Source organism: Nostoc sp. (assembly GCF_036917355.1).
GTDB lineage: Bacteria > Cyanobacteriota > Cyanobacteriia > Cyanobacteriales > Nostocaceae > Nostoc.
Genome location: NZ_JBALDP010000101.1, coordinates 1 through 15,068, shown reverse-complemented (window position 1 = coordinate 15,068; position 15,068 = coordinate 1). Strand labels below are relative to the sequence as shown.

The window sequence follows — 15,068 nt, the reverse complement described above, 5'->3', positions numbered from 1 at the left end:
GTATTACAATACTCACGCTTACAAATAAGATTGATGAATAAGATTGAGTCAGTTTTGGCACTTCTGAACCTAAAAATATTAATTGCATCATCTCTATTACTCATTTTCCTTTCTGGTTGTACAGATTGTGAGGCGAAAAAAACTTCAAATCCCAATCATATAAAGCAGTTATTAACAACTAAAAAATGTCCCAAGTGTGACTTAGGTGGTGCAGATTTAATAAATGCTGATTTAGCTGGAGCAGATTTAAGAGAAGCTGAACTGACAGATGCTAAATTAGATGGTGCAAATTTACAAGGATCTGATCTACGCCAAGCAGAGATGCGATGGACTGATAAATCTGAAGATGATCGTGGAGAATCTGGATTCTCAGAAATGGGTGATATTGATTTTAGTTGTAATGCAGACTATAAAGTTTCGTTAGAAAAAGTGAACTTACAATCAGCTAATTTTTCTGATACTAATCTCTCTGGCTTATTTATTTCTGATAGTAATCTCCGTGCTGCGAATTTAAGTGGTGCTAACTTCAAAGGTACGTATTTTAGCAAAGTAGATTTATCACAAACAAATCTAAATCACGCTAATTTATCTTACGCCAGCTTCGGCAATGCTAACCTTCACTCGGCAAACTTACAAAATGCTGATTTAAGCCACAGCGAATCAATCGTCAATGTAGACTTAAGAAATGTAGATATGAGTGGTGCTAGATTAAATGTCGCAAAATTAGATGGAAATGATTTAAGAGGTGCAAACCTCCGTGATGTTGATTTTACTCAAAGTAGCGTAGATAGAACAGACTTTCGTCATACTAAAAATCTGACAACCGAGCAAATTAAATTGGCACAAAATTGGGAAGAAGCGGTATATGACGAAGAATTTCGTGCCAAATTAGGACTACCTGCTTGCAAAACTAGGTTAGGAGAGTATTTAAGGCGACCTTTTACTTTTAGTAAAATTAAGAAAGGATGTTTTCAAAGATAATCAGGTTATTTTTTGTTCTCTCGCTTCTCGTTCCCAGTCAGAGACTGGGAATGGCTTATTAGAGGCTCTGCCTCCAGCCAGATATTGAGTCAGAGACTCAATGAATGCATTCCCAGTCTCAGACTGGGAACGAGGAAAGTCTTATTAAGGCTAGGTTTTTAAGACTTGTGTATACACCGTAGCCGTGTTGGAGAGGGGAGCCAAAACCCTCATTTTTCGTTGCTCCTCCCTTTCCCCGTGGGAGAGGGAGGTTGGGAGGGAGAGGTTCATCGAACTCACGTTAAGCTAGAATAAATCCATTTTAATATTAGTAATGCCTAATATTCAAGAACACGTAAACACTCTCTTTACAAAATTTATTCCTGGTTATAGATTTTTCCGTTTACAAGAACTCACAATTGATAAAAATAATTCAATTCAAACAGAAATTAATAGTCAATCAATTAAAGTTCTCAGTTGGAATATTGCTAAACAAAACTATAATAAGACTTGGTTAGAAGATTTTTCAACAATAATTGCCACTTATCAGCCAAACCTCATATTTTTACAAGAGTTTTCTCTAAAGTTAGAGGCAAATGAATGGGGAAAATGGTTGAAAATGAATTGGAGTTTTGCTCCTAACTTCGTAGATATTCATCACCAAACTTATTCAGGAATATTTACAGCCTCGACAATCAGCCCAATTACCAAAAAAGTTATAGCTACTAAACATTATGAACCGATTGTTAAAACTCCTAAAATTTCTTTAATAACTGAGTATCTGCTACCTGAGCAAAGCATAACTCTCCTGACAATTAATACTCATCTGATCAATTTTGTAGATATAAATAAATTTAAAATCCAACTAAATGAATTAGAGCAAGCCTTATCTATACATCGGGGGCCACTAATATTTTCAGGAGATTTCAATACTTGGAGTCGAAAAAGAGCAGTTATTCTCAATCAAGTAACCACTCAATTAGGATTAACGCCTGTAATTTTCGCACCTGATGAGAAAGAGAAAATTAAACGCTTTTTGTTATCACCTCCTTTAGACCATATCTTTTATCGAGATATCAGTGTGAAAAAAGCCAGTGCTAAAGTGCTAGACCAAATTTGTTCATCAGATCATAAGCCATTGCTGGCAGAATTTACTTATACCAATACTCAAAAAAATTAAGATGCTTGTAGATGCTGGTGTTCTAGCTATTTTTAGTACAGCTACAGTTGTTGTTCATTGCGTGGGAGTTATACATGCAGCTCATGCAGTGATGAATGTGCGTTCTTCTCAAGGGGCAATTGCCTGGAGCATTTCTCTAATTACCTTTCCCTGGCTAACGATTCCGTTGTATTGGATTTTAGGAAGAACTAAATTTCATGGATATGCTGAAACACTGCGCTCAGTCTATGCACAACACTATAAACTTTTTTATTCTACCTATAGCGAACTGATTAAATTTCAGGTTGCACCACCAGATAATCTAGCCCCGTTGCAACCATTAGCGGAGGCTTTTACAGACATTTCTTTCACATCAGGGAATGCTGCCGAATTACTGATTAATGGTCAGCAAACCTATGAAGCGATGTTGAAAAAGATTGCATCGGCGACAAATTATATTTTGTTTCAATTCTATACTGTTAACGATGACGAATCAGGTAATGAGTTTAAAGAAGCGTTGATTGCTAAAGCCAAGCAAGGAATAAGCATCTATTTTCTGTACGATGAAATTGGTTCTAAGAAACTATCTCGCCCTTATATCCAATCTCTACAACAGCATGGAATTGCAGTGAGTGCATTTAACACCACTAAAGGTCAAGGTAATCGGTTCCAATTTAATTTTCGCAATCATCGAAAAATTTTGGTGGTGGATGGAGAAATCGCATTTGTCGGCGGACTAAATATTGGTGATGAATATTTGGGAAAAAATCCTCGCTTGAGTCCTTGGCGCGATACTCATATTATGCTTGAAGGGCCAAGTGTACAAAGCCTACAAAGCTCTTTTGTGCGAGATTGGTATTGGGCAGCTCGAAAACTTATCGAAGTTAACTGGCAGGTAAAAATTAATCGGGATAATCAAACTGTATTGATACTTCCTACAGGCCCCGCAGATCATCTGCCAGCTTGTAAACTTTTTTTCGTCGAATTAATTAATCAAGCTCAAACTCACCTCTGGATTGCTAGTCCATACTTTGTGCCGGATGAGGCAACATTGTCAGCCTTAAAACTGGCAGCAATGCGAGGTGTCGATGTGCGAATTCTCTTACCAAATCGACCCGATCATTTATTTGTTTATTTATGTTCCTTCTCTTACTACACCGAAATGGAAAAAATCGGTATCAAGTTGTATCGTTACAAAAATGGGTTTATGCACCAAAAAATTATAGTTATTGATGAGAATCTAGCAGGGGTAGGAACTGTTAACTTAGATAATCGCTCTTTTTCCCTAAATTTTGAAGTTATGGGTTTTGTTACCGAGTGTGGATTTGTCCAAAGTGTGAAAAAGATGTTAGAGGATGATTTAGCTGTCTGTGTTGCTGTCGATCTTAATGAGTACGATAAAAAACCTTTTTGGTTCAAGTTAGCTGTGAGAGTATCTCGATTGCTGACTCCTTTACTTTAAGCACTAATAATTGCTCCTACCTCTAATATCATTTCCGCTTGATTACTTATAGTGCAATACGCTTGGCTTTGTGAAAAATTGTAGGTTGGGTTAAGCAAAGCGCAACCCAACAAATCCCTGGAAATGTTGGGTTTCACTTCGTTCAACCCAACCTACAATTATCCTGTATTGTACTTTAATCACTAATATATGGATGAATAGAATAATCTATCAGGCAAAGTTAGAGTAATTTACTCAGTGGTGTCGCTAAACCGTCAATGCTGACAAGATTTTTCTTCTGTTGATATTCTCGAACTCCCTCTTCGCCTTTTTTAGTAGCCCAGTTTACTAGAGTCTGGCGCTGACCTTGATATTCATAGAGTGGTACGCCAAAACCACAGGAAGTCTGGATTTTTTCAATGTCAGCGACGATAATTTGACGAGTTCCAGGTATCGGCAAAAATAGAGAATACAAGGAGTCCCACTCTGGAGAACTCGGTAAAATCGTGGTTCCTTGACCGTAAAGACGCAAGATACACGCAGGTTCTTGAAAGGCACAAAACATGAAGGTTATCCGCCCATTTTCTTGCAAATGGGCTGATGTTTCGTTACCACTACCTGTAAGGTCTACATAACCTACTCGGTTGGGAGACAAGATACGAAAGCAGTCTTGACCTTTAGGAGACAGGTTAACATGACCTGTAGGACTCAAAGGTGCAGAGCCAACAAAGAAAAGGTGTTGGGCAGCAATAAAGTCTTGTAGTTCTTCAGTAATACAGTCAAACAATTTAGACATAGACTGTCTGATTTATATTCGCAAATTGATCGTGTTCTCAGCCTATGTCTTAGCTAAAAATCTAGCAAGGTATAATTACCGATGTTTGGTTTATCGCAAGGGAGTGGGGAGTTGGGCAAAACTATTACTGTCTCATGTATCGACTAGCCATTTGGATGGCATCAGCGATATCGACATCACCATCACCATCAGCATCCAAGAAGGAATTTAGGACAGGATTTCCGCCAGCTTGGGGATTTTGAGCATTGGCTCCTGATTGCAAAAACTTTAGCACCAAAGGTACTGCCAAAGGCAGCAATTGTTGAACAATACCAGCATCTAACCCAGTGCGTTGGGCAGCAACTTCAGCTACTTGCTGTTGTATCTCAGGAGAAAACAACGAATTGACGGCTTGGGGGTTGGGAGAAGTACCAGCATATTGACTGACTAAATTTTGTGTGGCTTCATTACCATCTGTAGCTTGTTTGTCTTGTAAAGCAGAACGGACTTGACCACCCACAATTGACAAAACTGATTGGATGGTAGAAGGATCTGCGCCTGTGCGATCGCTCAACTGCTGTACAGTATTAACAATGCTTCCTATTTGACCTAAGCTGCCCTGTTGATTGGGATTAGCAACGGCACCAAGAATTTGATCGAACAGTCCCATAAGTTTGTTTCTCTCTTTGTTCTCAAAAACTTGCCAAAACTGGCTGGAAGTTTTTTGTGTACACGGACTTTTGTAAGTCTACTAAAAGATTAGAACACGTGAGCTTATAATTAACGAATAAAATTTTAACAGCTACTAGCTCAAGGATGAGAAATCAATCGAGGGATTACAAATTTTGCGCTTCGATTTGACTCACATTGGCAAGTAATTTTACCCTGATGTTTTTCTACCACAATCTTAGATGCGTAGGCGTAGACCACCGCAGGCATGGTTCGACTTCGCTCACCAGCCGCGCTAGCCTTGAACCCTTAATGCCTCGTGGTTTGGTTGTCAAAAATACTTCAATGTTCCCACTCAAAAAAATAAATCGCTGTCTGTTGAAGAATGTTCGTCTATCTTGCAGACAGCGATCGCAAAACGCTCAACTTATTTGCTCTACGCTAATGCCGCTACTTTCTCTAGTAAGCCTTGAAACAACCTCAAGCCGTCACTACCCCCTAGCATTGCGTCTGATGCCCTTTCTGGGTGCGGCATCATTCCCAACACATTGCCCCGGCGATCGCAAATCCCGGCGATGTTGTTCAGTGAACCGTTGGGATTCTCCCCTTCATAGCGAAATATGACTTGCCCGTTATCTTCAATTTCTGCGAGAGTGGCTGCATCAGCGTAGAATCGCCCCTCTCCGTGGGCAATAGGCAAAGCGATAACTTCACCAGTTGTATAAGCTTGCGTCCATAGATTAGTACGTTCAACTTTCAAGGGAACGCGATCGCAAATAAAATGCAAATCCCGGTTTCTGGTTAACACCCCTGGCAAAAGTCCAGCTTCAGTTAATACCTGAAAGCCGTTGCAAATACCGAGGACAAACTTACCCTTTTGAGCGTGTTCTACAACCTGCTGCATCACGGGTGAAAAACGCGCGATCGCACCACAACGCAGATAATCCCCGTAACTAAAGCCACCAGGAATAATCACGACATCCAAATCAGCAATATCTGTTTCTTGATGCCAAACCATGCGCGTTGGTTGCCCCAGTAAATCTCTGGTTACATAAGCAACATCGCGATCGCAATTAGAACCGGGAAAAACAACAACACCGAATTTCATGATTAGTTAAGGGAGTGGGGGGGGCAGGGGAGCAGGGGAGCAGGGGAGCAGAGGAGCATGGGGGCAGGGGAGAAGTTGCCAGTAAGTTTTTCCTCTCTGCCCCTCTGCCTCTTCTCCATGCTTAGTCTCTAAAATACCCCAGTTTGAGTTTCGACCTCAATTAATTCAAAGCGGTAATTTTCAATTACGGGATTTGATAGCATTTGGTCACAAATGGTATCAAGGTCTTTACGCGCTTTCTTTTCATCAGTTGAGGTGATGGTGAGTTCAATGTACTTGCCGATCCGCACCTGGTCAACGTTATCGTATCCCAGTTGCTTAAGACCGGATTGTACTGCCACACCAGCGGGGTCTAAAACTGAAGGACGAAGGGTCACGAAAATTTTGGCTAGATACTTGGTTTGCACGGGCTTTTGCTGAATGCTGCAATCGCTATACTATAACTTTCTGTTCCAACTGAGTGAAAATAAGATTACGAAGCGGTTAAAGTTAATCGATCTATTAGCTCATCTAACAGCTTCAAACTACAGTGGCATACTTAAATAATTATCTATGAGAGCTATACGCACCCGCAGTCAAGAGCGTATTTTCAACCTACTGAAAACTATCAAAAAAGGCATTTCCGCCCAAGATATTTACGTAGAACTACGTAATACAAATCAGAGTATGGGTTTAGCAACAGTTTACCGTTCTCTAGAAGCCTTAAAACTAGAAGGCATGGTACAAGTTCGGAATTTGGCTAACGGTGAAGCCCTCTATAGCCTAGCACAACAAGATAAACACCACCTTACTTGCTTGCAATGTGGTGTCTCAATTCCGATTAATCAATGCCCAGTTCATGACTTAGAAAACCAGCTAGAATCAAGCCATAAGTTTAAAGTTTTTTATCACACCCTAGAGTTTTTTGGGTTGTGCAGTCAATGCCAAGTAAATCAACCTACTGAGATTAGTCAATAGTCATATAAATTTTATATGGTGTTGCACTTTATTCTCCTACAAACTAAAGCCCGTGGCTACAGAATATAGAAGCAAATCGGCTTTTTGCAGGGTAGCCTACTTAGACGGCTAATGATATGAATTTTCATAAATAAATGGTGTGAGCAGGAAATTTTCTTTACTCTTCAAGCTTAACTACAGGAGTAATGCAGTGTTGAGGATTAGCGTTGAAGAAGCAGCTATGAATTTAAAATCTCTTTTGGAACGAGTAGCTAGGGGAGAAGAAGTAATTTTGCTAGAGCAAGATAAAGCTGTCGCTCGTTTAGTTCCTCCGCTACCAAAAGAAGAACAATTAGCAAGTATGAAGCAATTTCGTGATTCCCTTGCGATTAAGGGTGAATCATTGAGTGCAACTGTCATAAATGCACGTACAGAAGAACGTCGTTGATTTATTTAGATACAAGCGTCATTGCTCCTTTGTATTGGAGAGAAGCTTTAAGCGATGCAGTTGAACAATTACTACTCAATGAAGCTTAAGATTGCTTTATTCTAGGACTTACGCAAAAGCTCTCTGAAACTTCTATTCCTTTGTGTCCTTTGCGTCCTTTGCGGTTCGTTGTTTCATGATTTTGCGTAAGTCCTGTATTCAAAGAAAACTCAACCAACTAAATACATCTGCAACTGTTAATTGCCAATTTTCCAAAACACTCAAAACGGGTAAAATATCTTGCTGTTCTTTTAATTCTGGTAATTTATTCGGTTCAAAAATCATGATTGACTCATCAGCAGAATCGAGCAACCATCCTAATTTTGCTCCATTTTGAATAGAAAAAGTAATTTTGCTGATAACTCGGTTAGGTGATTGTTCCGGTGAAAGAATTTCGATTATCCAATCTGGAGGAATCTCAAATTTATTTGTAATTTTTCCATTAGGAAGCAATGGAATTCTTTGCCATTCAAACACAGCAATATCTGGTACTATCGAACGACCTTCAAATGTACAGCGTAATTCAGGAAAGGCATAAGCTAATTTTTGTAGTTTTGCAACTTTATTTATGGCAGAAGCTAATTCAATTTGTAAAGTACTGTGTTCTCCTTGTGGCATAGGTTTTTGGTGTATTTGTCCGTTAAAATACTCGCTTGCTGGCTTTGTCTCTGGTAGTTTTAAGAACTCTTCTACACTTATTGCTGTGGTTGGCTGAATAGATAATGTCATAATTTACAACTTATCAAAACTTGATTATTTCATCATGAGAAGAATCAGACAAGTAGTGCATAGGCGTAGCACATCATAGACATCAAATTTTTTTCACTAGCCATTGTAATTTTATCAAATAGGTCAGATTAAATATTAGGCGATCGCATAAAAATTATCGCATTGTATAAGAAAATCGATTAACGCGAATAACTTCTTCTTCCATAGCACCTAATGCTTTGAGAGTTGCTTTTTTAGATTCGGTTAAACCTGTAACACCTGTAATGTTCATCTCTTCGTAAGGTCTTTTTGATCTAATGGTTCTTATACAATTACCTGTGCTAGTCTCCCAAAGCATTATTGTGCCATCACAACTACAACTAGCAAGCATTTTACTATCCAGACTAAAAGCAACTGAACGAATCCAAAGAGAATGACCTTGTAAAATTTTTAGGCATTTACCACTGTTTATATCCCAAAGTATTACAGTTTGGTCGTCTGCACCACTCGCTAGAGTTTTACCATCTGGACTAAAAGCAACTGCGGATACTGATTTGGTGTGACCTTGCAAAGTTTTCCGGCATTCACCCGTGAAGGTACACCATAACCCAACGCTTTCATTAAGAGTACCACTAGCTAAAAGTTTACCATCCGAACTGAAAGCAATTGAGCGTGTCCAAGGGCCTCTTCCAATTTCTAATGTTTTAAGACATTGGCTTGTATAGATATTCCATAGCTTTATCTCTCCGCCATAATTACTAATAGCTAATGTTTCAGCATTGGGACTGAATGCAACTGAGCGTATTGAATGATTGTCTTCAAAAATTTTCCAGCATTCTCCCAGTTTTACATCCCATAATCTTACACTTCCATCACCACTAACACTGGCAAGTCTCTGACCATTTGGGGAGAAAACGATTGATTGTACCCAATCACTGTGTCCCCGCAAAACGTTCAAGCATTCTCCTGTGCGGAAATTCCATAATCTGACTGTTGTATCAGCACTACCGCTAGCAAGTATTTCACCATCTCTATCAAGAGCAACTGATTGCACCCAATTGGTGTGACCTTGTAGAATTTTTACAGATTTACCAGTACCAACATTCCATAATTTGACTGTTGTTTCATCATCTGCACTAACAATCATTTCACCATTTACACTAAAAACGACAGAGTTTACCCAAATGCTGTGTCCTTGTAAAACTTTTTGGCATTCACCTGTAGCAACACTCCAAAATCTCACTGTCTTGTCGTAGCTACCGCTAACAAGAGTATCTCCATCTGGACTAAAAGCAATTGAACGTACTGAATTGAAGTGTCCCTTTAATGTTTTTAAACATTCACCTGTTTTTACATCCCAAAATCTGATATTTTGGTCGCCGCTACTAGCAATTGTTTTACTATCAGGGCTAAAAGCAACTACCAATGATGAGATATTATGTACTAATGATGAGATATTATCCCCTTGCAAGGTTAACTTACATTGACCTGTGTTTACGTTCCATAATCTTACAGTCTCATCATAACCACCACTTGCAAGCATCTTACCGTCTGGACTAAAAGTAACTGATTTTACAGAATTTATATGTCCTTCTAAAGTTTTTAAGCATTGGCTAGTTTGAAGATCCCATAATTTTATCGTGTAATCAGAACTACTACTAGCAAGCATCTCACCATCTGGACTAAATACAATTGAGTTTACTGAATTAGTATGGCCATGCAAAATCTCCAAGCATTTACCAGTTTGAATATCCCATAATCTCACTGTATTATCAGAACTGCCGCTAGCAAGAATCTTACCTTTAGGACAGAAAGCAACTGAATTTACAGAATTATTGTGTCCTTGTAAAATTGTTGAGCATTTACCAGTGCGGGTATCCCATAGCCTGATAGTCCTATCGTGACTACTGCTAGCAACTTTATTACTATCGTGACTAAAGTCAACCGAAAGTATTGCGTTAGTATGTCCATTACAATTCAAAATTTCTTCGCCAGTAGCAACTTTCCATACACGAACAATGCCTTCACCATCACCGGTAGCTACAAATTGACTATCAAAACTATACGCAACTGAGAAAATTGCACCAAATAGTTTAGTAAAAATGCTGTCAACCAAATTTGCTTGTGCAAGATTAACATGATGCAAGCTAGCCTCAGTAAAATCAGCACCTTTAAGCACAGCACCGCTTAAATCTCTTCCATCCAAAGCAAATTTATCAACTTTTACTAAAACTGTCGCTGCATTCCCCCCGACATAACCCACTTCATCTTCACTTTTTCCTCGCGTCCCCTCGATAATCTTGATAACTGACTCCTTAGCCTCAATATCAACCATCCCCATCAACAAATCCATCACCGCTTTCGTTAAAGGTGCTTTACCAAAAGTCACCCTCAATTTTTCTAACGATTCACTTATAAATCCCTTTAATGCTGGAGTTGGCAAAATCTCCCCAGCCGTATTTACCTGACGACTGAAATAAGCAGACCAATTATAATCAACGGGTGCAACATCATGATTTATATGAAATCGTACCCGTGCTAAATCCGTAAAATCATCTGCCAATGCTCCTAATTCTGCTGCAAATTTATACGCTACAAAAAACTCTAACAAAGACCGATGTGCTGGAGTATAATCACCATCAGCGTTGCGGATGAGCATGGTTTGCCCCATCATGTCGTAATGCCAGTGGTCTAAATCCTTCTCTTCTTGCACCACCGAACCAAATAACCGCCGAATTCTGTCAGGGAAAAGCCGATAATTGAGGCTCATTTCATCTGTAGACAGCATTTCCCAAGAAAGTTCGCACAAAAAGTATAGCTTTTCTGCCAAAGAAGTAAAAGTGCGATCGCTCTTAATATCCCGTTCCATTTTCCGCCGCACTGCATACAAGTAAACCCGCGACATATCCACAGGTTTACCCGCTTCAATATCTGGCAAAGCTTCCAAAATTAACTCTGTCATCACCGGACGACGGGCTAAATCCAATAATTGCGGATTTCCCATCACTTGTTCAACTGTTGCAACTTCCGTTTGGTGCGACAACACCAGTCGAATTTGCTCGTCGTTAAATTTCTCCAGTTCCAGCACTTCAAACTGCGGTGTTTCTCCTGTCAGTTGCTTAGTAGAAGCTTGCAACTCAGCATTGAGTAGAGCGCGTCCTTCCTTGGCGTCGGGAAAATGTTCGGTGCGACAAGTCAAGACAACTTTGGCACCGGGAACTACAACTTTTGCCAGTTCCCAAAAGTTATTAATCATCTGCTGACGGTCAACTTTTGCTGCCATTTCGTCAAAACCATCGAAAATTAGCAGCAATTTACCCATGCGGTTCAGTTGGTCAAATACTTCGCTAGTTAAACGAATATTATGTTGTGTAAAAAAGAACCCTGCTAAAACGTTCTCGACATTTATTGCTTTGGCAAAATCTCGCAATGTAATTACCAAAGGCAAACGAGGACGCTCAATACCACGTTTTTGGGCATCTCGGTAACGTTGCAATGCCACCCAAGCATAATGGAAGGAAAACCAAGTTTTCCCCGTACCAAATTCTCCTAGTATAGAAATATGCTCTTTAGCGGGATCGTCCAACCACATATCAATATAACCATCAATCCAACCATCGCGATCGCTATAGTGACTGATGCCGATACGCTGTTTAGTATCGGGGTCAATTTCCTCTTTTGTGCAAGCTAAGGGAACGTATTTTGTATCTATTTGCCGCCGGATAATTTCCGCTTCTAGCCAATCGAGATAATCGCTAAAATCAGCATCTTGGTCAATGAGTTCGTCAAAAGTATAACAACCTAAATGGCGATTTTCCTCCTTTTCCACCTCATTCCGCGCCGCTCGTGCAATCCGTCTGGCTGTTACTAACCAACCTTCATCAGTTCTCTGCTGCTCCACAGAAGAACGCAAAACAGCTACATCTTTGAGTCCAACTTCCCCCTCAATTCCTCTGATTAGGATGCGGTCATATCGGTTACGCCGGGTTGGCACATGAATAATCCACTCAAAATATGAATCACCCCAAACTTCATATTTTTCAAAGCGGTAGCCCAAGGTTTCAAACCAGCCGCGCATTTGTTGAGCTAAAGCTATAGCTCGACATTTATTTTCAATAGATGTTTCGGCCTCTAGCAGTGCAGGGGAATTTTGTGCAGCCAACCGCGCTATTTCTGTCCGAATACCTTCTAAAGTCGGCAACCTGTCAAGTATTTCTTGGATATTTACAATACGTTTTTGCAAAGAGCCAATTTGTTGACTCATTAGTGTATCTGCTGGGTTGCGAGTGCGTTTAGCAACTTCGGCAAAAACAATATAAAACGCGGCAATTTCCCGTCTAATGTCAATTCCCAAACTTTTAATGTCATCACCCAGCGAGTATGCATTAAGCCAAGCATCAACCTCAGAAAGCAAAATTGAGGGGTTGTTATGGTCAAATGCTTTACGGAAAGCCTGTTTTATTGCTTCTTGGCGAAAAAGTTCTAAAAAAGACTTAGGTTTTCCAACACCATACTCTACCAGTGTGTATGCATAAACGCCACTAAAATCTGCTGGTGGATGCTCTGGATCGAGGTGAAACTGCTGAAGTAATTTAATTACAGTCTCATTGCGCTGAATTTTTTCCTTAATTAAAGGATTTGCGATCGCAATAATAGCGTTGATAACCTGTTCTGGGTTAATTATCATTAGTCATTGGGCATTGGGCATTGGGCATTGGGCATTGGGCATTGGAAAAAGACAAAGAGACAAGTTTCTTCCTTGTCTCTTTGTCCCCACTCTCTATTTCTACTTCTAACTAGGGCGGTTATTTTCTAATCCTGGGATTTGCTTGGAAAACAACTCGTTAGAGTCAATCTGACCATTTGAGATAACGGAACGCATACCCTCGAAAGCAGCAGGAATAGTACGCGGATCTATAAATAATACCTTGCTGCTATCGCTTCTACCAATTGTCGCGCCCATATCCAAATAGCCCAAGGCAAACAGTACTTCCACTGCTTTATTGGCATTGGAGTTAGTGTGGAGCTTTTGGGCAATAATTTCTGCTGATTCTGCGATCGCTTGGGCTTTTAAAACCTGCTGCTGACGTTCCGCTTGAGCTTTCAGAACGAGCGACTTTTGTTCAGCTTCTGCTTGCAGAATTGTCGATTTTTGACGAGCTTCCGCATCTAATATTTGCGCCTCAGCTTTACCTCTAGCACTATTAACAGCAGCTTCGCGTTCGCCCTCAGAAGTTAAAATTGCTGCCCGTTTGCGTCGTTCTGCCGACATTTGCAATTCCATCGATTCTCGCACTGCCTGAGACGGAATAATATCTCGCAGTTCTACTCGTGTCACTTTCACACCCCAAGGATCGGTAGCAACATCCAAATCCTGTAATAAAAGCTCACTGATGTGGGAACGAGCAGTAAAGGTTTGATCCAACTCTAATTGTCCCATTTCGGCGCGAATTTGAGTCAGCACCATATTTACCATTGCGGACTGGAGATTTTCTACCCTGTACCAGGCTTTTTCCATATCCACGATGCGCCAGTAAAACACCGCATCTACTTCAATGCCAACGTTGTCACGGGTGATGCACTGTTGAGGAGGAATATCTAAGACTTTTTCTTTGATAGTTTCTCGGTAAACAACTTTATCTAGGAAAGGAACGACAAAATTTAGTCCTGGTTCCAGTTTTTTGTTATAACTACCCAATCTTTCAACCAAAGCTTGATTGCCCTGATTGATGACTTTCACCGAACCTGCCACAGCAGAACCACCAAGAGCTAAAAATACTAGTAAAAAAAACTGTTCCATTGTGAATCTCCTAATTTTTAAGTATTAAATGTCACCCAAAAGAGTAAGGAAAAAGTTAGCAAAAGAAGACAAGCAACTACTGCCCCTGCCTCTTGCCTCACTTCTCTACGAGAGGCTGCGCCAACGACTACGCTCAGTGACCACCTGCCCCCTGCCTCCTTCCTAAGAATTCAACAGATTTTCCGGTACAACAATCAAAGTAGTACCTTCCCTCCTAACCACATAAACTCTTTGATGCGGTGGTATAGTAAATTTGTCATCGTCACATCTTGCTTGCCAAGAATTTCCCTCATACCGCACCCGCCCTGTCTTTCCAGGCAGAATCTCTGTTAATGTTTCGGCTATAACTGCATCCCGAATTTTTGATTTGCGTTGTCTTGGTTGCAAAAACCGACGAGAAAGCACGATTAGTACTGTGGAAAGCAAGAGCCAAACCACAATTTGCAACCATACACTTCCCATACCCACTCCAGACAGCAGCGCCACCACAAAAGCGCTAACTCCCATCATGAAGGCGACAAACGCCGATGGTAAAAACAGTTCAGTTAAACACAGAACTGCTCCTGCCAGAAGCCAGATTAAGGTAAAACTTGGCATAGCGCCATCCTAGTCTCTACATTATTGACGTAAATGCATTTCTACGATTAGATACAGCCAGACGCAAGTTATTTACAGAAAACAAAACTGGGTATTTCTACCAATAATTTTGATTAATTTCAGTAACAAGGTGTAGCTAGCGGTACACAAATCCAGTTTATTCTAGCCTTCAATTCATTGCCAGCTAAAGTTAATCGAAGTTTATGTATAAAGAAGAATGCAGAACTCAGGAGTCAGGAGCCAGTATAAATTCTGTAGACTTTTTGATAGCGCAAAATAAGTACTAGATATTACAATTCTCAAACTCTATCCCTTTTTGGGTAGAGTATTCTAAATTCTGACTCCTGAATTCTGACTCCTGAATTCTGACTCCTGAATTCTGACTCCTGAATTCTGACTCCTGAATTCTGACTCCTGAATTCTGACTC

At 40.2% G+C, this 15,068-nt stretch carries 13 protein-coding genes; 5 read left to right on the top strand and 8 right to left on the bottom strand.

All coding sequences use genetic code 11. The features are described from left to right. Nucleotides 1–33: 33 nt before the first annotated feature. The 3 genes from V7K53_RS29855 (at nt 34) to cls (ending at nt 3,581) form a co-directional block, all read left to right on the top strand. Nucleotides 34–981, top strand: coding sequence for a pentapeptide repeat-containing protein (locus tag V7K53_RS29855; protein ID WP_335201095.1), 948 nt, complete (start codon nt 34–36; stop codon nt 979–981). Between the two features lie 313 nt (nt 982–1,294). Then, nucleotides 1,295–2,140, top strand: coding sequence for an endonuclease/exonuclease/phosphatase family protein (locus tag V7K53_RS29850; RefSeq protein ID WP_335201094.1), 846 nt, complete (start codon nt 1,295–1,297; stop codon nt 2,138–2,140). 1 nt (nt 2,141) lies between these two features. Then, a complete protein-coding gene (gene cls / locus V7K53_RS29845; protein WP_335201093.1) occupies nt 2,142–3,581 on the top strand; it encodes a cardiolipin synthase in 1,440 nt (479 codons plus the stop codon). A 220-nt stretch (nt 3,582–3,801) separates the two neighbouring features. On the opposite strand, the gene V7K53_RS29840 is transcribed toward cls, so the two are convergent. The 4 genes from V7K53_RS29840 to purS form a co-directional block, all read right to left on the bottom strand. Next, on the bottom strand, nt 3,802–4,356 hold the full coding sequence (locus V7K53_RS29840) for a pyridoxamine 5'-phosphate oxidase family protein (protein WP_335201092.1): 555 nt from the start codon (nt 4,354–4,356) through the stop codon (nt 3,802–3,804). Between the two features lie 124 nt (nt 4,357–4,480). Further along, on the bottom strand, nt 4,481–5,005 hold the full coding sequence (locus tag V7K53_RS29835) for a DUF937 domain-containing protein (protein ID WP_335201091.1): 525 nt from the start codon (nt 5,003–5,005) through the stop codon (nt 4,481–4,483). 435 nt (nt 5,006–5,440) lie between these two features. Then, complete coding sequence (purQ, locus tag V7K53_RS29830) at nt 5,441–6,112, bottom strand: phosphoribosylformylglycinamidine synthase subunit PurQ (RefSeq protein ID WP_335189259.1); 672 nt, start codon at nt 6,110–6,112, stop codon at nt 5,441–5,443. A 128-nt stretch (nt 6,113–6,240) separates the two neighbouring features. Next, nucleotides 6,241–6,519 (bottom strand): phosphoribosylformylglycinamidine synthase subunit PurS, encoded by a 279-nt coding sequence (gene purS / locus V7K53_RS29825; RefSeq protein ID WP_322667807.1) that lies wholly within the window; start codon nt 6,517–6,519, stop codon nt 6,241–6,243. 145 nt (nt 6,520–6,664) lie between these two features. Between purS and V7K53_RS29820 the strand changes: the two genes are divergently transcribed. Both V7K53_RS29820 and V7K53_RS29815 read left to right on the top strand, forming a co-directional pair. Next, entirely contained in the window at nt 6,665–7,069 is a 405-nt protein-coding gene (locus tag V7K53_RS29820; protein ID WP_292785010.1) for a Fur family transcriptional regulator, read from the top strand. Between the two features lie 190 nt (nt 7,070–7,259). After that, nucleotides 7,260–7,496: a type II toxin-antitoxin system Phd/YefM family antitoxin gene (locus V7K53_RS29815; RefSeq protein ID WP_335201090.1), complete on the top strand. Its 237-nt coding sequence runs from the start codon at nt 7,260–7,262 to the stop codon at nt 7,494–7,496. Nucleotides 7,497–7,694: 198 nt separating this feature from the next. Here the strand turns inward: V7K53_RS29815 and V7K53_RS29810 are convergent, their stop codons facing one another. The 4 genes from V7K53_RS29810 to V7K53_RS29795 form a co-directional block, all read right to left on the bottom strand. Continuing rightward, nucleotides 7,695–8,264, bottom strand: coding sequence for a Uma2 family endonuclease (locus V7K53_RS29810; RefSeq protein ID WP_335201089.1), 570 nt, complete (start codon nt 8,262–8,264; stop codon nt 7,695–7,697). A 154-nt stretch (nt 8,265–8,418) separates the two neighbouring features. After that, nucleotides 8,419–12,930 (bottom strand): NACHT domain-containing protein, encoded by a 4,512-nt coding sequence (locus V7K53_RS29805; RefSeq protein WP_335201088.1) that lies wholly within the window; start codon nt 12,928–12,930, stop codon nt 8,419–8,421. A 105-nt stretch (nt 12,931–13,035) separates the two neighbouring features. After that, complete coding sequence (locus V7K53_RS29800; protein ID WP_335201087.1) at nt 13,036–14,043, bottom strand: SPFH domain-containing protein; 1,008 nt, start codon at nt 14,041–14,043, stop codon at nt 13,036–13,038. Nucleotides 14,044–14,205: 162 nt separating this feature from the next. Beyond that, nucleotides 14,206–14,640, bottom strand: a complete 435-nt coding sequence (locus V7K53_RS29795; RefSeq protein ID WP_289796130.1) for an NfeD family protein — start codon at nt 14,638–14,640, stop codon at nt 14,206–14,208. Nucleotides 14,641–15,068: the final 428 nt, after the last annotated feature.

What these genes read in the sequence shown, in the direction of transcription:
- V7K53_RS29855 (WP_335201095.1), top strand. Translation starts at nt 34, where the DNA reads ATGAATAAGATTGAGTCAGTTTTGGCACTTCTGAACCTAAAAATATTA.
- V7K53_RS29805 (WP_335201088.1), bottom strand. Translation starts at nt 12,930, where the DNA reads ATGATAATTAACCCAGAACAGGTTATCAACGCTATTATTGCGATCGCA.
- V7K53_RS29835 (WP_335201091.1), bottom strand. Translation starts at nt 5,005, where the DNA reads ATGGGACTGTTCGATCAAATTCTTGGTGCCGTTGCTAATCCCAATCAA.
- V7K53_RS29810 (WP_335201089.1), bottom strand. Translation starts at nt 8,264, where the DNA reads ATGACATTATCTATTCAGCCAACCACAGCAATAAGTGTAGAAGAGTTC.
- V7K53_RS29820 (WP_292785010.1), top strand. Translation starts at nt 6,665, where the DNA reads ATGAGAGCTATACGCACCCGCAGTCAAGAGCGTATTTTCAACCTACTG.
- V7K53_RS29800 (WP_335201087.1), bottom strand. Translation starts at nt 14,043, where the DNA reads ATGGAACAGTTTTTTTTACTAGTATTTTTAGCTCTTGGTGGTTCTGCT.
- V7K53_RS29795 (WP_289796130.1), bottom strand. Translation starts at nt 14,640, where the DNA reads ATGCCAAGTTTTACCTTAATCTGGCTTCTGGCAGGAGCAGTTCTGTGT.
- purQ (WP_335189259.1), bottom strand. Translation starts at nt 6,112, where the DNA reads ATGAAATTCGGTGTTGTTGTTTTTCCCGGTTCTAATTGCGATCGCGAT.
- cls (WP_335201093.1), top strand. Translation starts at nt 2,142, where the DNA reads ATGCTTGTAGATGCTGGTGTTCTAGCTATTTTTAGTACAGCTACAGTT.
- V7K53_RS29840 (WP_335201092.1), bottom strand. Translation starts at nt 4,356, where the DNA reads ATGTCTAAATTGTTTGACTGTATTACTGAAGAACTACAAGACTTTATT.
- V7K53_RS29850 (WP_335201094.1), top strand. Translation starts at nt 1,295, where the DNA reads ATGCCTAATATTCAAGAACACGTAAACACTCTCTTTACAAAATTTATT.